At 45.4% G+C, this 15961-nt stretch carries 15 protein-coding genes; 12 read left to right on the top strand and 3 right to left on the bottom strand.

The annotated features are described in order from the left end of the window. Window positions 1-179: 179 nt before the first annotated feature. The 3 genes from RTV33_RS02790 to RTV33_RS02800 all read left to right on the top strand — a co-directional run bounded on the left by RTV33_RS02790 (window position 180) and on the right by RTV33_RS02800 (window position 3838). On the top strand, window positions 180-1688 hold the full coding sequence (locus tag RTV33_RS02790) for a sugar ABC transporter ATP-binding protein (protein ID WP_312641317.1): 1509 nt from the start codon (window positions 180-182) through the stop codon (window positions 1686-1688). Continuing rightward, window positions 1685-2683 (top strand): ABC transporter permease, encoded by a 999-nt coding sequence (locus tag RTV33_RS02795; protein ID WP_312641319.1) that lies wholly within the window; start codon window positions 1685-1687, stop codon window positions 2681-2683. Before RTV33_RS02790 ends, RTV33_RS02795 begins: the two co-directional genes overlap by 4 nt. Before the next feature lie 69 nt (window positions 2684-2752). Continuing rightward, entirely contained in the window at window positions 2753-3838 is a 1086-nt protein-coding gene (locus RTV33_RS02800; RefSeq protein WP_312641321.1) for a substrate-binding domain-containing protein, read from the top strand. 220 nt (window positions 3839-4058) lie between these two features. Here the strand turns inward: RTV33_RS02800 and RTV33_RS02805 are convergent, their stop codons facing one another. Continuing rightward, entirely contained in the window at window positions 4059-5078 is a 1020-nt protein-coding gene (locus RTV33_RS02805) for a uroporphyrinogen decarboxylase family protein (RefSeq protein WP_312641323.1), read from the bottom strand. Between the two features lie 139 nt (window positions 5079-5217). Between RTV33_RS02805 and RTV33_RS02810 the strand changes: the two genes are divergently transcribed. The 9 genes from RTV33_RS02810 (at window position 5218) to RTV33_RS02850 (ending at window position 13679) form a co-directional block, all read left to right on the top strand. Then, window positions 5218-6057, top strand: a complete 840-nt coding sequence (locus tag RTV33_RS02810) for a PocR ligand-binding domain-containing protein (RefSeq protein WP_312641325.1) — start codon at window positions 5218-5220, stop codon at window positions 6055-6057. Between the two features lie 510 nt (window positions 6058-6567). Further along, a complete protein-coding gene (locus tag RTV33_RS02815; protein WP_312641327.1) occupies window positions 6568-7239 on the top strand; it encodes an aspartate/glutamate racemase family protein in 672 nt (223 codons plus the stop codon). A 39-nt stretch (window positions 7240-7278) separates the two neighbouring features. Then, a complete protein-coding gene (locus RTV33_RS02820) occupies window positions 7279-8319 on the top strand; it encodes a DctP family TRAP transporter solute-binding subunit (protein WP_312641329.1) in 1041 nt (346 codons plus the stop codon). Between the two features lie 77 nt (window positions 8320-8396). Continuing rightward, window positions 8397-8879: a TRAP transporter small permease subunit gene (locus tag RTV33_RS02825; protein ID WP_312641331.1), complete on the top strand. Its 483-nt coding sequence runs from the start codon at window positions 8397-8399 to the stop codon at window positions 8877-8879. Next, a complete protein-coding gene (locus tag RTV33_RS02830) occupies window positions 8879-10150 on the top strand; it encodes a TRAP transporter large permease (protein WP_312641333.1) in 1272 nt (423 codons plus the stop codon). Before RTV33_RS02825 ends, RTV33_RS02830 begins: the two co-directional genes overlap by 1 nt. Window positions 10151-10255: 105 nt before the next feature. After that, window positions 10256-10999 carry a FadR/GntR family transcriptional regulator gene (locus RTV33_RS02835; RefSeq protein ID WP_312641335.1) on the top strand — a complete coding sequence of 248 codons (744 nt, stop codon included), beginning with the start codon at window positions 10256-10258 and terminating at the stop codon, window positions 10997-10999. 13 nt (window positions 11000-11012) lie between these two features. Then, window positions 11013-11366 carry a cupin domain-containing protein gene (locus tag RTV33_RS02840; RefSeq protein ID WP_312641337.1) on the top strand — a complete coding sequence of 118 codons (354 nt, stop codon included), beginning with the start codon at window positions 11013-11015 and terminating at the stop codon, window positions 11364-11366. 57 nt (window positions 11367-11423) lie between these two features. Further along, on the top strand, window positions 11424-12224 hold the full coding sequence (locus tag RTV33_RS02845; protein WP_312641339.1) for a 3-keto-5-aminohexanoate cleavage protein: 801 nt from the start codon (window positions 11424-11426) through the stop codon (window positions 12222-12224). A 12-nt stretch (window positions 12225-12236) separates the two neighbouring features. Next, window positions 12237-13679, top strand: a complete 1443-nt coding sequence (locus RTV33_RS02850; RefSeq protein ID WP_312641341.1) for a four-carbon acid sugar kinase family protein — start codon at window positions 12237-12239, stop codon at window positions 13677-13679. Window positions 13680-13836: 157 nt separating this feature from the next. On the opposite strand, the gene RTV33_RS02855 is transcribed toward RTV33_RS02850, so the two are convergent. Beyond that, the gene (locus tag RTV33_RS02855) at window positions 13837-14874 is read right to left on the bottom strand and encodes a dihydrodipicolinate reductase (protein WP_312641343.1); all 1038 of its coding nucleotides are present in this window, start codon (window positions 14872-14874) and stop codon (window positions 13837-13839) included. A 110-nt stretch (window positions 14875-14984) separates the two neighbouring features. Continuing rightward, window positions 14985-15818: a helix-turn-helix domain-containing protein gene (locus tag RTV33_RS02860; protein ID WP_312641345.1), complete on the bottom strand. Its 834-nt coding sequence runs from the start codon at window positions 15816-15818 to the stop codon at window positions 14985-14987. Between the last annotated feature and the right edge of the window lie 143 nt (window positions 15819-15961).

Raw genomic sequence — 15961 nt, forward strand, 5'->3', positions numbered from 1 at the left:
AAGAAGCCAAATAGGCAAAATAACCAAAAATATATAGTTTTTTTTGTTTTGGGATAATAATTTTGATAAAAGTTAATAAGTTTGATAGTTTTTCGCTGCTGACTATGTTAATCTGGGAAACGTTGGGAAGCGGCCAATGAAGTGGCCCTTTCACAAAATGAATCCTGGGGGTGGATAATGTGAGCAGTTCATTGGAGTTCAGAGGAATAACAAAAGCGTTCCCGGGCGTATTGGCGCTGGACCATGTCAGTTTTAAGGCAAATGGCGGCGAGGTTGTTGCGTTGGTAGGCGAAAACGGCGCGGGAAAAAGTACACTTCTTAAGGTGCTCAACGGCGACTATCAGCCGGACGAGGGTCAATATCTGATTGATGGAGAGGAGCGACACTTTAAGGTGCCGCAGGAGGCAATTGCCGCCGGAGTCTCAATCATCTATCAGGAACGCCAGATTATTCCGTATTTGAGTGTAGCGGAGAATATTTTCATGGAGGAAATACCGGTGGGGAATGCTCGCCTCATTGATTATAAAACGCTCAATGCCAAAGCACAGGCGGTAATTGACGAATTTAAACTGCCGATTCATGCTACTGAGCGGGTTAAAGATCTCTCGGTGGCATACCAGCAGATGGTTGAAATAATGAAGGCGTATCGTCGCAATCCAAAGATTATTGCTTTTGACGAACCGACAGCCAGCCTTTCCGATGCTGAAATAGAGACACTGTTTCAAATTATCGATAGCTTAAAGCAAAAAGGCATTATTATTTTGTATGTATCCCACCGCATGAAAGAAATTTTTCAAATTACAGATCAGGTAGTGATTTTGAAAGACGGAAAGTTTGTCGAGCAGATTGCGACCAAGGAAACGGATGAGCTGGAAATCGTCAAAAAAATGGTTGGCCGCAACCTAGGGGACATCTTTCTTTCGCTTGACCGCAACGACCACATTGGTGAAACAGTACTCGAGGTAAAAAATTTGGTGGCAGATAACGTCAAGAACGTCAGCTTTAAGCTTCACGCGGGTGAAGTGCTCGGCTTTGCGGGTTTGGTTGGTGCCGGCCGTACCGAAACTATGCGCGCCATCTTCGGCGCGGACAAACGCAAAAGCGGAGAAATTCTGATGGAGGGAAAACCGCTGGAGATTGCTTTCCCCGAAGATGCGATTCAACACGGTATAGCACTCTGCCCTGAAGATAGAAAAGACCAAGGGATTGTAGCTAGGCGCTCGATTAAGGATAACATCAGCATTGCGGTGCTGCCATCACTTGTAAAAAACGGATTCCTCGATTTTCAGCAGGAAAAACAACTGGCGCATGATGGAGTGAAAGATCTCAATGTAAAAACCCCATCCATCGAAAAGCCTATTGGCGAGCTCTCGGGCGGGAACCAGCAAAAGGTTATTTTAGCCCGCTGGCTGGCAGCCCACCCCAAGGTGCTCATTTTAGATGAACCCACCAAGGGCATTGATGTTGGTTCAAAATCTGAAATTTATCAAATTATTTGCAACTTGGCAAAACAGGGTATCGGTATTATTGTAATATCCAGCGAACTGCCCGAGGTAATGGGCATATGCGACCGGCTGATTGTAATGTGCCAGGGGCGTATAACCGGTGAGCTAATGCGGGAAGAAGCAACCGACAAAAAGGTTCTGATGCTTGCAATGGCAGATATGTTGGGAGGTAAAGCGGAATGAGTATAGCAGTTAAAAAAAAGGCCGGAGGGGTTTCACCCTCAGCAAAACCGAGTCTTTTTAAAAGAATCATTAAATCGGATAAAATTGGCCTGATTGTGGCCCTAATTCTCATCATCATTATTTTTTCTGTTTTAACAGGAAACAAATATTTTACACCAAGTAACATCATTAATATTTTAATCTCTTCTTCCATTGTCGGATTGGTGGTTATCGGCGAATGTTACCTGGTGATCACCGGGCATGTCGACCTTTCTCCGGGTTCTGTAGCAGCATTTTCGGGTGTGCTGGTATGCTTGCTGCTGAACAAAGGGGTACCAATGTTTTTGGCAATTCCCATTGTTGTGGCAGGCGGTTTGCTGATCGGCCTTTTGAATGCGCTGTTGGTCAACAAACTCAAGCTGGAGGCCTTTATTGCGACATTGGCATCTATGTCCATTTTTCGTGGACTGGCCTACATTATCTGTGGCGGAAAATCGGTGTTTGTTACCGACAAGACCTTCCTGAAACTGGGTGCCGGTCGTATTCTGGGGGTACCTATCCCGGTTATCATCTTTATCATTACTTTTGTTATCTTTATGGTGCTGCTCTCTCGCACTCGTTTTGGGCGCAGCGTCTATATGGTTGGTGGAAACGCTGTAGCAGCTCGTTTAGCCGGTATCAATGCTCAGAAGGTTCGCACCAAGCTGTATATGCTTACTTCCGCGTTCGCTGCTCTGGGTGGATGCATCCAAGCCGGACGCATGAGTTCCGGACAGCCCACTTCGAGCGAAGGCCTTGAGTTTGATGCTGTAACTGCGGTTGTTTTGGGCGGTGTAGCTATGTCCGGCGGTGTTGGCACATTAGGCGGAGCACTGATTGGCCTGTTTATTATGCAGGGCTTTAATAACGGCCTTATGATGCTGAATGTTCCTTCCTTTTGGCAGACAGTATCGCGTGGCCTGCTGCTGATTGCGGCGTTGTCGTTTGATTTTATTCGCAATCGCAAACGCAGGTAAGTTTTGTTTTTCAATCGTATCCTTGGTCCGCGGCTGCGGGCTATACATAAAACAATGGAGGTATACAACATGAAAAAAGTAGTATCCATATTAATGGCGGCTGCAATACTTCTCTCTGCGACAGCTTGTGGTTCTGCACCTTCTTCAGCATCTGCACCGGCCGGGAGCTCCTCTGCCGCATCCTCTGCAGAATCTACACCCGCTGCAAGCGGCGAAGGCCCTACACTGGCATTTATTTGCAAAGACCTGTCTCAGGAGTGGTTTGTCGGAACATCCACCGCAATGCTGGAAACCGCAAAAGAGCGTGGTGCAAAAGATGTTATTATGCTTGACTGTGCAATGAGCCCCGATAAATACATGAACGCTCTGGATACCGCAATTTCTCAAAAGGTAGATGTTCTGATCGTCTGCCCGCCCGATCAAAAGCTCTCGCAGATTACCGTTGACCGCTGCAAAGAAGCGGGAATTAAGGTTATGGCAGATGACGATGGCCTGATCAACGAGGATGGCGTACACATTGCCCCGGCGCTGGAGCTTGATGCGTATAAAGTAGGCGAGGGCATTGGTGAATATTTGGCAAAATATGTTATGGATAACAAAATCAATGATGACTACTCCAAGGTTGGATATATCTGCATGACCATGTCTGAAGTTTCCTCTTGTGTTCCCCGTTCTGAGGGCGCTCTGGATAAGTTTAAAGCACTGACTCCCGACTTCCCCGAAAACAAGATTATTAAAGCTGACTACGACGGCACAACCGATAAGGGCTTTAACGTAGCGGCGGCAACCATTACCGCAAACCCCGACATCAAAACCTGGCTGGTAACTGCCCCGAACGATGAAGGAGCACAAGGTGCTACCCGTGCTCTTGAGCAGGCAGGGTTGGACAAAGATGCTATTGTCATTGGTGTTGGCGGCTACCTGGCAAAAGATGAGTTCAAAAAAGAATACTCCTGCTTTAAAGCAACAGCTTACATTGACCCCAAGTTGGATGGCAAGCTGGCAGCGAATGCAGCTATGGACTGGATCGAAGAGGGTAAGGTACCCTACGACGAGTTCAAGAAGGACGGCAGTGAGTTTGGTGTATATCCCTTCAGTGCAACTATGGTAGATGCCACAAACTACAAAGAAGTAATGCGTGGTGACGCTGATTAAGGCAGCATCAACATTCTAAGCGTACAGAAAATCAGGCAAACAGTCCCGGAGAATTTATCTCCGGGACTGTTTTAACGTATCGTTATTCCATATGCAATACCGCCGAAAAAGAGATTTGAAACCAATGGTACAGCAATATTACTTAATTTTAATTCGCCCAAATTCGATTTTGTTTCCAAATATAGATATCCCCGAAGCTTTTTGCCTCGGGGATAAGCTGTTACAAATATTTTTCTTGGTGTTGGAACACATCTACCATCGCTAAAATGTTTTCAGGGGGAACATCGAATGCGAGCGCATGGGTAGGGGCAATAATAAGTCCGCCGTCTTTACGCAGGGTTTTCATAACGCGTATGGTCTCAGCCTTGACTGCCTCAGGAGTGGCGTAAGGCAGGCACTGTTGGGTTGAAACGCCGCCCCAGAACGAAAGCTTGTCGCCATACATTTCCTTCATCTTTGCAATATCGTATACCTCAGGCTGAAAGGTCTGGTAGCAGTCGAGGCCTATCTCAATTAGGTCGGGGAAAATTTCATGGCAATCGCCGCAGGAATGCTGCATAACAAATTTGCCTTTGGATTTTACTTTATCATAGAGGCGTGCCATACGCGGCTTGATGAAATGGCGCCAGTGCTCAGGCCCCATGATTAGACCGTGCTGCTGTCCCCAGTCGTCTCCAAAGTACACACCGTCAATGTCGTATTCCAGTGCAATATCAAGCATGGGCATGTAGTAATCGCAGATACGGTCAAACAAGTCATCCAACTCATCCGGGCATGCCACCATGCTCATCAGCACATTTTCCATGCCCATTAAGCTCCACGAACGCTCGAACATACAAAAACCAAAGCCAGCCATGGTAAACCGGTCGCCCTTGTTGGCTACAAGTGCCTCGTATTCCGCGCGCAGACGCTTCTCGTCAAACTGCGGAAATTCGTAGTGATAATCCTCCAGATCCTCGATTTGAGGCTGATCGACGACTCCGATATCTCGGTCGGCACCGGTGCGGTTCCATACCACGCCAAATTCATCTTTAAAATGGCCGGGGTTATCGGGCTGCTCGGTAGGCCAGCCCCAATACTGTATGTAGTTAAGGTATGCACCTAGTTTTTCTTCAATTTTTGGGTCTCCCGTATGGGCAATTAATTGCTCTAATGCCTGCTGAGTAAAATCCAGATGATAAGGAATCAATTCGTGCCCGCGGTGGTTAAGAGTTTCTATAACCGCTTCTCTTTTTGTCATAACGCAGTTCCTCCCGGTTCTATTTTATCTGATTCATACTTTCATTATACAAAGTTCGGAAATTGATGGATAGAGAAAAAAGTGCTATAATTAGCAATATCGTTCCAAATGGTATTATATTTATATTTTTGAGGTGACTATGGACATTGTATTCGATAAAAAAGAACTGTTTCGTCTGTTAAAAGATTACCACACGGTCACCAACTTACGGGTAGGTGTATACGATTTGGATTTTCGCGAAATATGCGCTTATCCGGTGCGGCACAGTGGATTTTGTAAAATAATTCGTTCCCGGCCCGAGGGGCTGGAGCGCTGCGTAGAGTGCGATAAAAAAGCCTTTACCAGATCGGCCCAAATGAAAGAGGTATATATTTATTGCTGCCATGCCGGGCTTACCGAGGCTACAGCACCCATTCTGGATCAGGGCAGGCCCATTGGCTATGTAATGATTGGGCAGATGCGTACAGCCTCCGACCCGTTTCAATGGAGCATACTGGAAGAAGCTTTTGCAAAATTGGGTATTGAAATCGGTTTTCTAGAGAATGCTTTTTATAATCTCAAAGGGGTCAGCTACGAGGATGTCAGCGCCTATGCCAGTATCTTACAGGCATGTGCTGCTTATATCTGGATGGATGGTTACATACGGATTCAGCAGGAAGAGCTGCCAAAAAAGTTGGAGCAATACCTGAACCGCAATCTTTCCATGCCGCTGACACTACCAGCCATTGCGGAGGCACTTGGTATTAGTAAAACGACCTTGTGCCGCTGTACGCGGGAAGAGTTTAATTCCACTGTGGGCGCACTTTTGTGCGAAAAACGGATTGCGCGCGCAAAAGAATTGCTGCGCACCACCAGCAATAGTATCGCATCGGTTGCAGAGCAGGTGGGAATTAGCGATTACAATTATTTTTCTAAGCTGTTTCGAGCGAAAACAGGTTTTTCGCCCAGTGCTTACCGTAGAAACCCCAAAGCTACATAGCAAAGAAGATCTTTATATTTTGGCTTAGCTGAAATTGTCGTTACCGCTTGTATGAGATTATTTCTTTTTTCACCGATCAATTTTTTGTTACGCCTTTACTGCGCCCGCCAATACACCTGCCATGATGTTTTTTGCATCAGCAGAAATAGCAGCGGTATCATAAAAGCAAACCCTTAAACGGAGCATATTGTTTGGTAGCTGTTGTGAATGGAACCGCATGATTCTGATATTAAATTGGGCTGGGTTTGCACCAGAGGTTTCGAGGTGATTGTTATATCGTAAGCAATATATTTGTTAAACTTATTTTAAAATGCTTCTAAGCTTTGTCGCAAATAGTAAAATAATTAGACATTATGACATGTTTTTGCAATAAAGTTTGTTGTAAAAGCGGATATACAATATTTATAAATGTGATAGAATAAATACAAACAGCATACATCCTACGTTGAACGTATGCCCAATATTCATAGCGTGTCATTCAAACTTACAGAAAGTAAAGGAGCGAATACAATGAAAGTCGGAGTTGTTTACACAAGCACCACACCTGAACTGATCGAGCTTGTCGAAAGGGAACTAAAAAATAACGTTGGTGATGAGGCGCAATTTATTAGCTTTCAGGATCCCTCGATTCTCGCTGAAGTACGGGACAGTGGTTATGTTACCGCCACGGCTACGGCAAGGCTGGTTGGTCTTTACACCGATGCTATCAACGCGGGAGCGGACATTGTCCTTAACTGCTGCTCTTCGGTGGGCGAGGTTGCGGATAGTGTACAAGATATGGGGAAATTCACCGGAATTCCCATTGTGCGCATTGATGAGGAGATGTGCCGCGAAGCAGTTCGGCAGGGTACACGCATCGGCGTTATGGCTACATTGACCTCCACGCTAAACCCAACCAAGAACACTATTCTGCGTGTTGCACGTGAAATGAACAAGCAGGTAGTTTTGGTGGATGCTCTGCTAGACGGTGCGTTTGGACTATCTCAGGATGATTTTAAAGCAAGAATGCTTGTGAAAGCGCAAGAAATAGCGGATAATGTAGATGTTATTCTGTTTGCTCAGGGTTCGATGGCATATTGTGAAGAATACATTCACGATTGCTGCGGTAAACTGGTTGTTTCCAGCCCGCGTTTTGGAGCTTGCGAGGTGAAAAAAGCACTTGAAGCAAAGGGTTTGCTCTGATAAAACTAAAAAATAAAATAATTTTTTGGAGGAGTAAAAATGTTTAAGAAACTAATCGCGCTTGTTCTGGCAGCATCTATGACACTTTCTTTGGCGGCCTGTGGTAGTGCACCCGGCGGGGAGAAGGCGCCCGGCGCATCCGGCGGTAAGGCTGTCTCTCTTAATTTTAGCCACACACAGGCACCAAACTCTGTAAGCGATATGGCGGCTAAAAAGTTTAAAGAATTAATAGAGGAAAAGAGCGGTGGCAGCATTAAAGTAAACATCGTTACCAACTGCGGGCTTTCCGGTGGCGACTTGACCAAGGCACTTGAAATGACCACTGCGGGAGATATCGATATTCATGCTTGTGCTCCGACGAATGCAGCGAACTTTGATGCACGCTTTTACATCTTCTGGATGCCCTTTTTGTTCCCCACAATAGATTCGCTGCTTAAAGTTTGCGACAGTGAAGAGATTTACAAAGAGGTTGACAGCTGGTGTGCTGAGATGGATATGAAGATGCTTGGGTTCCACAATGCAGGTGCCCGCCAGCTTTCCAACAGCAAAAAAGAAATCCGTACCCCTGAAGATCTCAAAGGTATGAATGTCCGCGTTCCCGGTGCACAGCTATTCATCGACTGCTATCGCGACAGCTTTGGTGCAAACCCAACAGCGATGGATTTTTCCGAGGTTTATACCGCTTTGCAGCAGAAAACGATTGATGGACAGGAAAACCCAGTTAGCGTGTTTGATTCCTCTAAATTTAATGAGGTTCAGCAGTACATCACCCAGTGGGACTATGTTCGCGACACCACTGCATGGTTTATGAGTAACAAAACAATGCAGAAGCTTTCTGCCGAGCAGCAGACCATGGTTACTGAATGCTCGAAAGAAGCACTGAGCTGGGCGAATACTTACGTAACCGACAATGAAACCGAAATTGTTAAAAAGCTTGAGGGTGAAGGCGTAATCATTACCAAGCTGACTGCCGATGAGCAGAAAGCATTTTCTGATGTTTGCGCACCGCTCTATGAAAAATACGCTGATATCATTGGCAAAGATGTTATTGATCTGTTCCAGAAAGTAGCGAACGGCTGATCAACTGCGTGGAAGCGAGCCGCCTTGCTGTGTTTCAAGGCGGCTCTGTTACCCGCACTTTAGGAAAGGGTAGAAAAATGAAGAAATTTATAGATAATTTCGAAGAATATATGTGCGCAATCGGGCTTGTCATTATGACTATCTTCACCTTTTTGGGTGTTATTTCCCGTAAGCTGCCACAGGTGAACCTGTCTTGGACTATGGAGCTGGTAACAACCATGTTCGTGTGGGTTTGCGCACTGGCTTCGTCAGCTGCATTCAAAAGCAATTCGCATATGGGTTTTTCTTTTCTTACCGACAAACTCAAAGGAGTACCGCAGCTTATTTACAAATGGCTACGCGTAGTTATTATTTTCGCAAATTATGCACTTTGGATTGTTTATGGTTCGAGAATGGTGATAGGTCAAATCAGCAGCGGCTTGGTTACGCCGGTTATGGCAACCCCCGGCTGGCTTATCGGTCTTGCTGTTCCTTTCTCCGCTATCCTTACTGTGGTACGTATTCTACAATATGAGCTGGGATACCGCTTCGGGCAGAAAGAAAAGGAGGAGCTTCAATAATGAATCCAACAGTTGTTCTATTTGCATCTCTTGCAGTTTTTATCCTGATCAATATTCCTATTTCCGTTTCTTTGGGCCTTTCTAGTGCGATAACCCTGCTGTATGTCGGGATGCCTGTTACTGCCTTGCCTTCTATTCTACAGGCGACGGTACAAAAGTTCTCGCTGCTGACGATTCCGCTGTTTGTGCTGGCGGGTGTTATTATGGATAAAGGCGGTATTTCCAAACGTCTCATCAACATGGCAAACAGTATGATTGGGCCTATTCATGGCGGCCTGGGCTATGTATCGGTTATTACTGCTATGTTCTTTGCAGCAATCTCTGGTTCAGGTACTGCGACGGTTGCGGCTATTGGCTCTATTCTAATTCCTTCGATGATTAAGCAGGGTTACGACCCCGGTTATACCAGCGCACTTTCTGCAATTTCCGGCTCGCTGGGTACCGTTATCCCTCCGTCTATCACGTTCTTGATTTATGGCATGATTACCGGAGAATCAATCAGTGATTTGTTCCTTTCAGGAATCATTCCCGGGTTTGTATTTGCCGCATGCCTCTGTGTATCTGTATTCATTAAGGCACGCCAAAATGGTTGGAAAAGCTCCGAGCCACGTGCCACGTTGAAAGAATTTTTGGTAACGATCAAAGATGCTATTTGGGGATTGATGAGCCCGGTCATTGTTTTGGGCGGTATCTATTCAGGTATTTTTACTCCCACCGAGGCTGCCGCTGTTGCGGTAATTTACAGCTTTATTGTAGGTGTATTCATCTATAAAGAGCTTAGTTTTAAGAGACTGCTGGAAACCCTGTTCGAAACCGGAAAAACAACCGGTATTATCTTGCTGATCATCATGAATGCGGGTGTATTCTCATGGTTGCTGACACAGCAGGGTATCGCGGCACAGCTCACCGAAATGGCTCTTTCGCTAACCACAAACAAATATGTAATGCTTCTGGTCATTAACATCATCTTCCTGATCGCAGGCTGTCTGATGGACAACACCAGTGCAATGTATATTCTTGTACCTATTATTATGCCAATTGCACAGGCGCTGGGAATTAATATGATTCACCTCGGAACCATTATTGTACTTAACCTTTCAATTGGCCAAGTAACGCCACCTGTTGGTCCCAACCTTTATGTCGCCGCAGATATCGGGCGCGTGAAATTTGAGAATATCTGCCGTAAGATGGTACCGCTTCTGGTTATGTCCTTAATCGCTCTGTTCATTATCACTTATGTACCTTGGTTCTCTCTGGCACTGATTAAATAATTATGACATAGTGTGTAAGAGACCTTGTAAAAGAGTTACAGGGTGCTGTATACTTAGCGATAGAAGGGTAAATCCCAATAGATTGTAATCAAAGGATGGATGAATGTGGCACAAAGTAATAGCCTCTTAACCGCCTCACTGGCGAACAAATCGGTGGTGGACCGCGTAGTGGATCAAATTACGGCGGCAATCATCAGCGGCGAACTGAAGCCGGGAGATAAAATTCCGACAGAAGTGGAGCTGTGTGAATCTTTTCAAGTGGGACGGAATTCTGTGCGAGAGGCAATCAAAGTTTTGGCCTCGTTCGGTGTGGTATATATTAAGCGGTCAGAAGGAACTTATGTAAGCGAAAAATTTAATCACCGTATGCTGGAACCTATGCTCTATGGGTTGATTTTGCAAAAGGATTCCGCTACTGAAATCATGGAGCTTAGGCAGGTGTTTGACACCGGAATTATTCAGGTAGTTGCTGAAAAAGTCACTCCCGCTGCGCTTAAACAAATTAAGGCTGCCTTTACAGTTTTGGAAAAGGAGATTCTGCGCAGTGATGCTTCGCCCCAGCAAACACTTGACGCTGATATTATGTTTCACAATGCTGTGATTGAAGCTGCAAATAACGTGCTGATTGCGAATATTGCCGGATATATCGACCGAATAACCATCCCGTCGCGTGTCCGTACAATGGATAAGATTCTTACAAACGGTAAGCAGGCAGATTTTATTGAACTGCACAAGCGAATCGTAGATGTTATTGAAAACGGCCGGACAGACCACATTGCGCAAACGGTAAAGGACCATTACCAATTCTGGAAGGTAGAAAATATCCCCGAGCAACAGCTGGAAACGTAAGGAGACTTGCAATATGATTTATAGAAAGTTTAATGAGATTGTACCCACCCCTCTGCAAAATGTTATGGGCGGTGTGGGTACGGTCATGATGGAAAAGCTGCTTTTGGCACCCGATGAGATGCTTGGAAAGGGAAGGGCCTATGTGCGGCACACCTTAAATCCGGGCGTCAGCATTGGGCAGCATAAGCATGAGGGTGAGATGGAATCAATGGTGATTCTATCCGGAGCAGCCGTCCATACCATTAACGGCGAAGTTCAGCACCTTACCGCGGGAGATATCATCGCCGCAATGCCGGGTGATGTCCACGGCATCGCCTGTGAGGGAAAAGAGCCTTTGGTGCTGATTGCGCAGGTGCTCTATCAATAATTTTACCCTATTAGATAGGATGTATAACATAGGTTTTATAGGAAGGAGCTCTGCTCAATGGAAAAAGTTTTGATATCTGTTGCCCCGGTTGCGGCGACAGATACCCATATTGACCCTAAGAAGATTGCAGAAGATGTATTGGAATGTGAAAAAGCAGGTGCGGGAATGGTGCACCTGCATGTGCGCGACCTGAGTGGAAAGCTCACCCCAAATCTTGATGTTTTTAAGGAGACAGTCGAGCGGATTCGTGAAAAATCAAATATTGTTATAGAAGCATCGACGGGCGGCGTGTCCAATCTTACCATTCAGGAGCGCTGTGCTCCGCTCTATTATGACAAAGTTGAGTGCGCTTCGCTCAACGTTGGCTCGGTTAACTTGGGTAAAGCTGTTTATCAAAACCCAATCGATGACGTTCGCTATTGCGTGCAGGAAATTCTAAAAAGCGGAAAGACGCCAGAGGTCGAGGTCTTTGAGATCGGTATGATCCACACTACTTTGCAGCTCTATCATGAATTTAAGTTTCAAGATCCTTTGCTTTTCAGTATTGTGCTTGGGCATGAGGGTGCAGCACCGGCCACAGTCGAAGCGCTCATTGCGCTGCGGAGCTTTATACCAGACAATATGCTGTGGGGAATTACCCATTCGCGCCGCACCAAAAACGATATTTTCAGTGCCGCTATTGGTATGGGTGCGCGAACTGTGCGTGTCGGCTTTGAAGACAGTAACTATATTGATGAAACCCGTCAGTCTGATACAAATGCACCAATCGTAGCGCACGTTACCAAATTGTTAGAAAGCATGGGCAAAGCGCCAATGACAGCGGATGAGGCACGAAATGTTTTCCGTATTGGACGATGAACGGAGGACGTTATGAATTATAATCAGCTTGACGCACTACCGATTACAGTGTTATCCCAATTTCCGAAACCGGATAGAGAAAAGGTCAAGAACCTTCTTGCGGAGGAACGATCTAAACTAAACCGTAAGATTGTTGTATTGGATGATGACCCAACCGGAATTCAAACAGTTCACGGAGTGTCAGTCTATACCGACTGGAAGGAAGAGACTGTGGAAGCCGGATTTCGGGAAGAAAACGCCATGTTTTTTATCTTGACCAACTCACGTGGATTTACAGTCGATCAAACTGCTGCTGCTCATCGTGAAATTGCGCGAAACATTGCCGCTGCAGCCAGTAAAACGGGTAAGGACTTCCTGGTTATCAGCCGTGGTGATTCCACGTTAAGAGGACATTATCCGCTCGAAACCGAAATACTGCGTGAGGGGCTGGAAGCGCAAACCGATAAGCGGTATGATGGTGAAATTATTTTTCCTTTCTTTCAAGAGGGTGGCCGCTTTACAATTGATAATATTCACTATGTTAAAGAAGGCGATTTCCTAATTCCTGCGGGGCAAACCGAGTTTGCGCGCGATAAGTCCTTTGGCTACAAATCATCGAGCCTCCCCGAGTGGTGTGAGGAAAAGACACAGGCTTTTTATAAAGCAGAAGATGTAACGTGCATTTCGCTCAAAGATATTCGGAATTTTGAGATTGATAAGATTGCCGCGCAGCTAAAATCTGTAGCAGGGTTCCATAAAGTAGTTGTAAATGCGGTAGATTACTGTGATGTGGAGATATTTGCAATCGCGTTTATTCAGGCCATGCTTGGCGGTAAGGAATATCTTTTTCGCAGTGCCGCTGCTGTTACAAAAGTATTGGGCGGCGTGCCGGATAAGCCGCTGCTCACCAAGGCTGAGCTGGTGGAGCCGGGCAATAAGAACGGTGGAATTGTGCTTGTCGGTTCACATGTCAGCAAGACGACTCAGCAAATGGAAGAACTGCATAAAAGCAAATACCCAATTGAGTTTATCGAGTTTAACCAGCACCTTGTTTTAGGGGAAGGCGGGCTTGCACAAGAGGTGAAACGCGTGGTTGCCCTCGCAGAAGAAAAGATAAAAACAGGGAAGACCGTTGCGGTTTATACCCGAAGAGACCGATTTGACCTGCCCACGAGTGATAAGGACGCACAACTTCGTGTATCGGTAGAAATATCAGACGCGGTAACCAGTATTGTCGGGAAACTGACAGTACGCCCAAATTTTATCATTGCCAAGGGCGGTATCACATCAAGTGATGTGGGAACCAAGGCTCTGCAGGTAAAGCGCGCAATTGTGATGGGGCAGATTCAGCCCGGAATTCCCGTTTGGATGACCGGCTCTGAAAGCAAGTTCCCCAATATGCCCTACATTATCTTTCCGGGCAATGTAGGCGAAACAGATACGCTGCGCAAAGCAGTAGAACTTCTGATGGAATAAAGCATACCGGACATGTATCGATTTAACAATTATTATTTTAAACAGCAAACAGGCGGCACTTATGTGCCGCCTGTTTGCTGTTTAATTCGCTGATATTTTAGCGGTTTTCTGCTCAGTGCTTGCATAAAAGCACCTTAAAAGAGGCTTATATGAGATGTTAGTCCATCAAATACATTTGCATCGGGTAAGAGAGGTATTCCACATTGTCAAGCTTCTCAACCGTGATGTAACCGGCAGGTGCATTGAGGATAGTGGGGATTCTGTTTACAACGGTGGCGCAGGTGTGCTCAACCGTTGCAGGCTTTTTTACAAAGAATGTGGTGTCGGGTTCTCCAACAATTTTCCAATCGCACATGTCACCGTCATCCGGTCCGTACACTTTGCCAATGCACTGTGTTTCAATCACAGGCCCTTGGAAAGTCTCGGTTGTAACCACTGCGCTCATACCAATGCAATTTCCCTTAGGAATGGTTTTGCCCAGTGTTTCGGAATAAAGGTCGGTATCGTAAAAGTAAGGCACGCATTTCTGTGTCTGAGATTTAATCGTCCAGCCCATTTTAGAGCAAAGAGCCTCATTGGAGTTCCACACGTAAGCGGGTTCAAGTGTTTCAGGGTGTGCAATTTGAGCTTCGAATTCCTCAGGGGTGAGGCCTGCGCCATGCGCCTGTGCCAGAGCAAGGCCGTAATCCTCAACGTTGTAACTGACGGCTCCTTCAATTTTGTCAATGCGGTGAACACCGCCTGCTACACAGCCGATCATATTAATCCAGTAAATATCCTGCATACCGGCGCCGACAATCGTGCAGTTGTTTTCTTTCGCCAGCTTGTCGAGTTTATTGGTGATGGATGATGCGGTTGTCCAAGGGTAAATTGCTTCCTCACAGGTGGTAACTATATTGATTCCACGGCTGACACACTTTTCGAAATGTGAATAAACATCGTCCATAAAGCTGAACAAAGTGACAATTGCCATATTAGCATCGCATTCATCCAGTACTGCATCAGCGTCGCTGCGGATTTTAACCCCCAGTTTAACGCCCAGCTCTGCGAAATCACCGACATCCATGCCCACCACACTGGGGTTTACATCAATTGCTCCAACAATTTCTGCACCCTTTTCATATAGATAGCGCAGAATGTACTTGGCCATTTTTCCGCAACCATACTGGACTACTCTGATTATTTCATTGTACATACCAACAACCTCTTTCTGTTTCAATTTAAGCTTATTATGTGCGCATTCAATTGTTAATATCAGTATAAAGGTTATTTCAAGTATAAGGTCAATAGCAAATTGATATAAATTTAACGAAATTTTATTGGTATTTGTAACCGTAAAAACATGCCGCGTTCGTTGTCGCTGGGCACCGGAAGATCCGAAATGGCCTCACAAATATAGTCACCGCATATGGTGTATCCACGTTCATCAATCGCGTCCAACAAGCGCAGGGCATACTCTTTTTCTTTTTCAAAACGGTCGCAGTAAATGCAAAGATAGGTGCTGGCTGGGATTACCGTAATAAGATTCTCTGCAACAAATTCTTTATCTACAAAAACAAAAACCTCTGTAGAAATAAATCGGCGCTGTTCAAGGTTGTGCTGCCGCAAGATAGAGCCGGCATTGCAAAAATAAATCTGCGGGAGACAATGTGCCACTAAATTTTCTTTCAAATCACGTAAAATTTTTTCGTATACTTCAATTCCATAATCGTAGAAGTTTATCTTAGAGTCAATGCAGTACATCCTTCTTTTACCGATGTATTCAACCAAAACGGTCCCGTCCGCAGGTGCGTTTTCATACTGTTCAAAGCTTTCGATGGTGCGCTCAATCGCGCGCTTCTGATATTTCAGTTCACGGATTTGGTCATCGATTTGAGCGCTTTTCTGGCGTAGAATACTTGCAATTAGAAGCATTTCTTTGCTGTCGATTTGCTTTTTGATATCTTTTAAGCCCATACCTAACGACTTCATATATTGAATCATATCCAGCCTAGCGCTTTGTTTGATATTATAGTAGCGATAACCGTTTTGCTCGCCTATTTCACAGGGGGATAACAGACCCATTTTGTCATAAAGCCGCAATGTTTGTTCAGAAATATGATTTAGCTTTGCCATTTTTCCAATCGTTAAGTACTCCAAATCACCGCCTCCTCTTAAGTACAAGTATATCTGATGAACCTTACTCTTGCAATAAGGTTTATAGTATCTACGTTAGAGGTTAACTTGTATGCCCGATTTGTTCAAACAAACGTTGGCTACTACGCCATCACCCAATAAAATCA

The organism is Hydrogenoanaerobacterium sp. (assembly GCF_032017025.1).
Classification (GTDB): domain Bacteria; phylum Bacillota; class Clostridia; order Oscillospirales; family Ruminococcaceae; genus Hydrogenoanaerobacterium.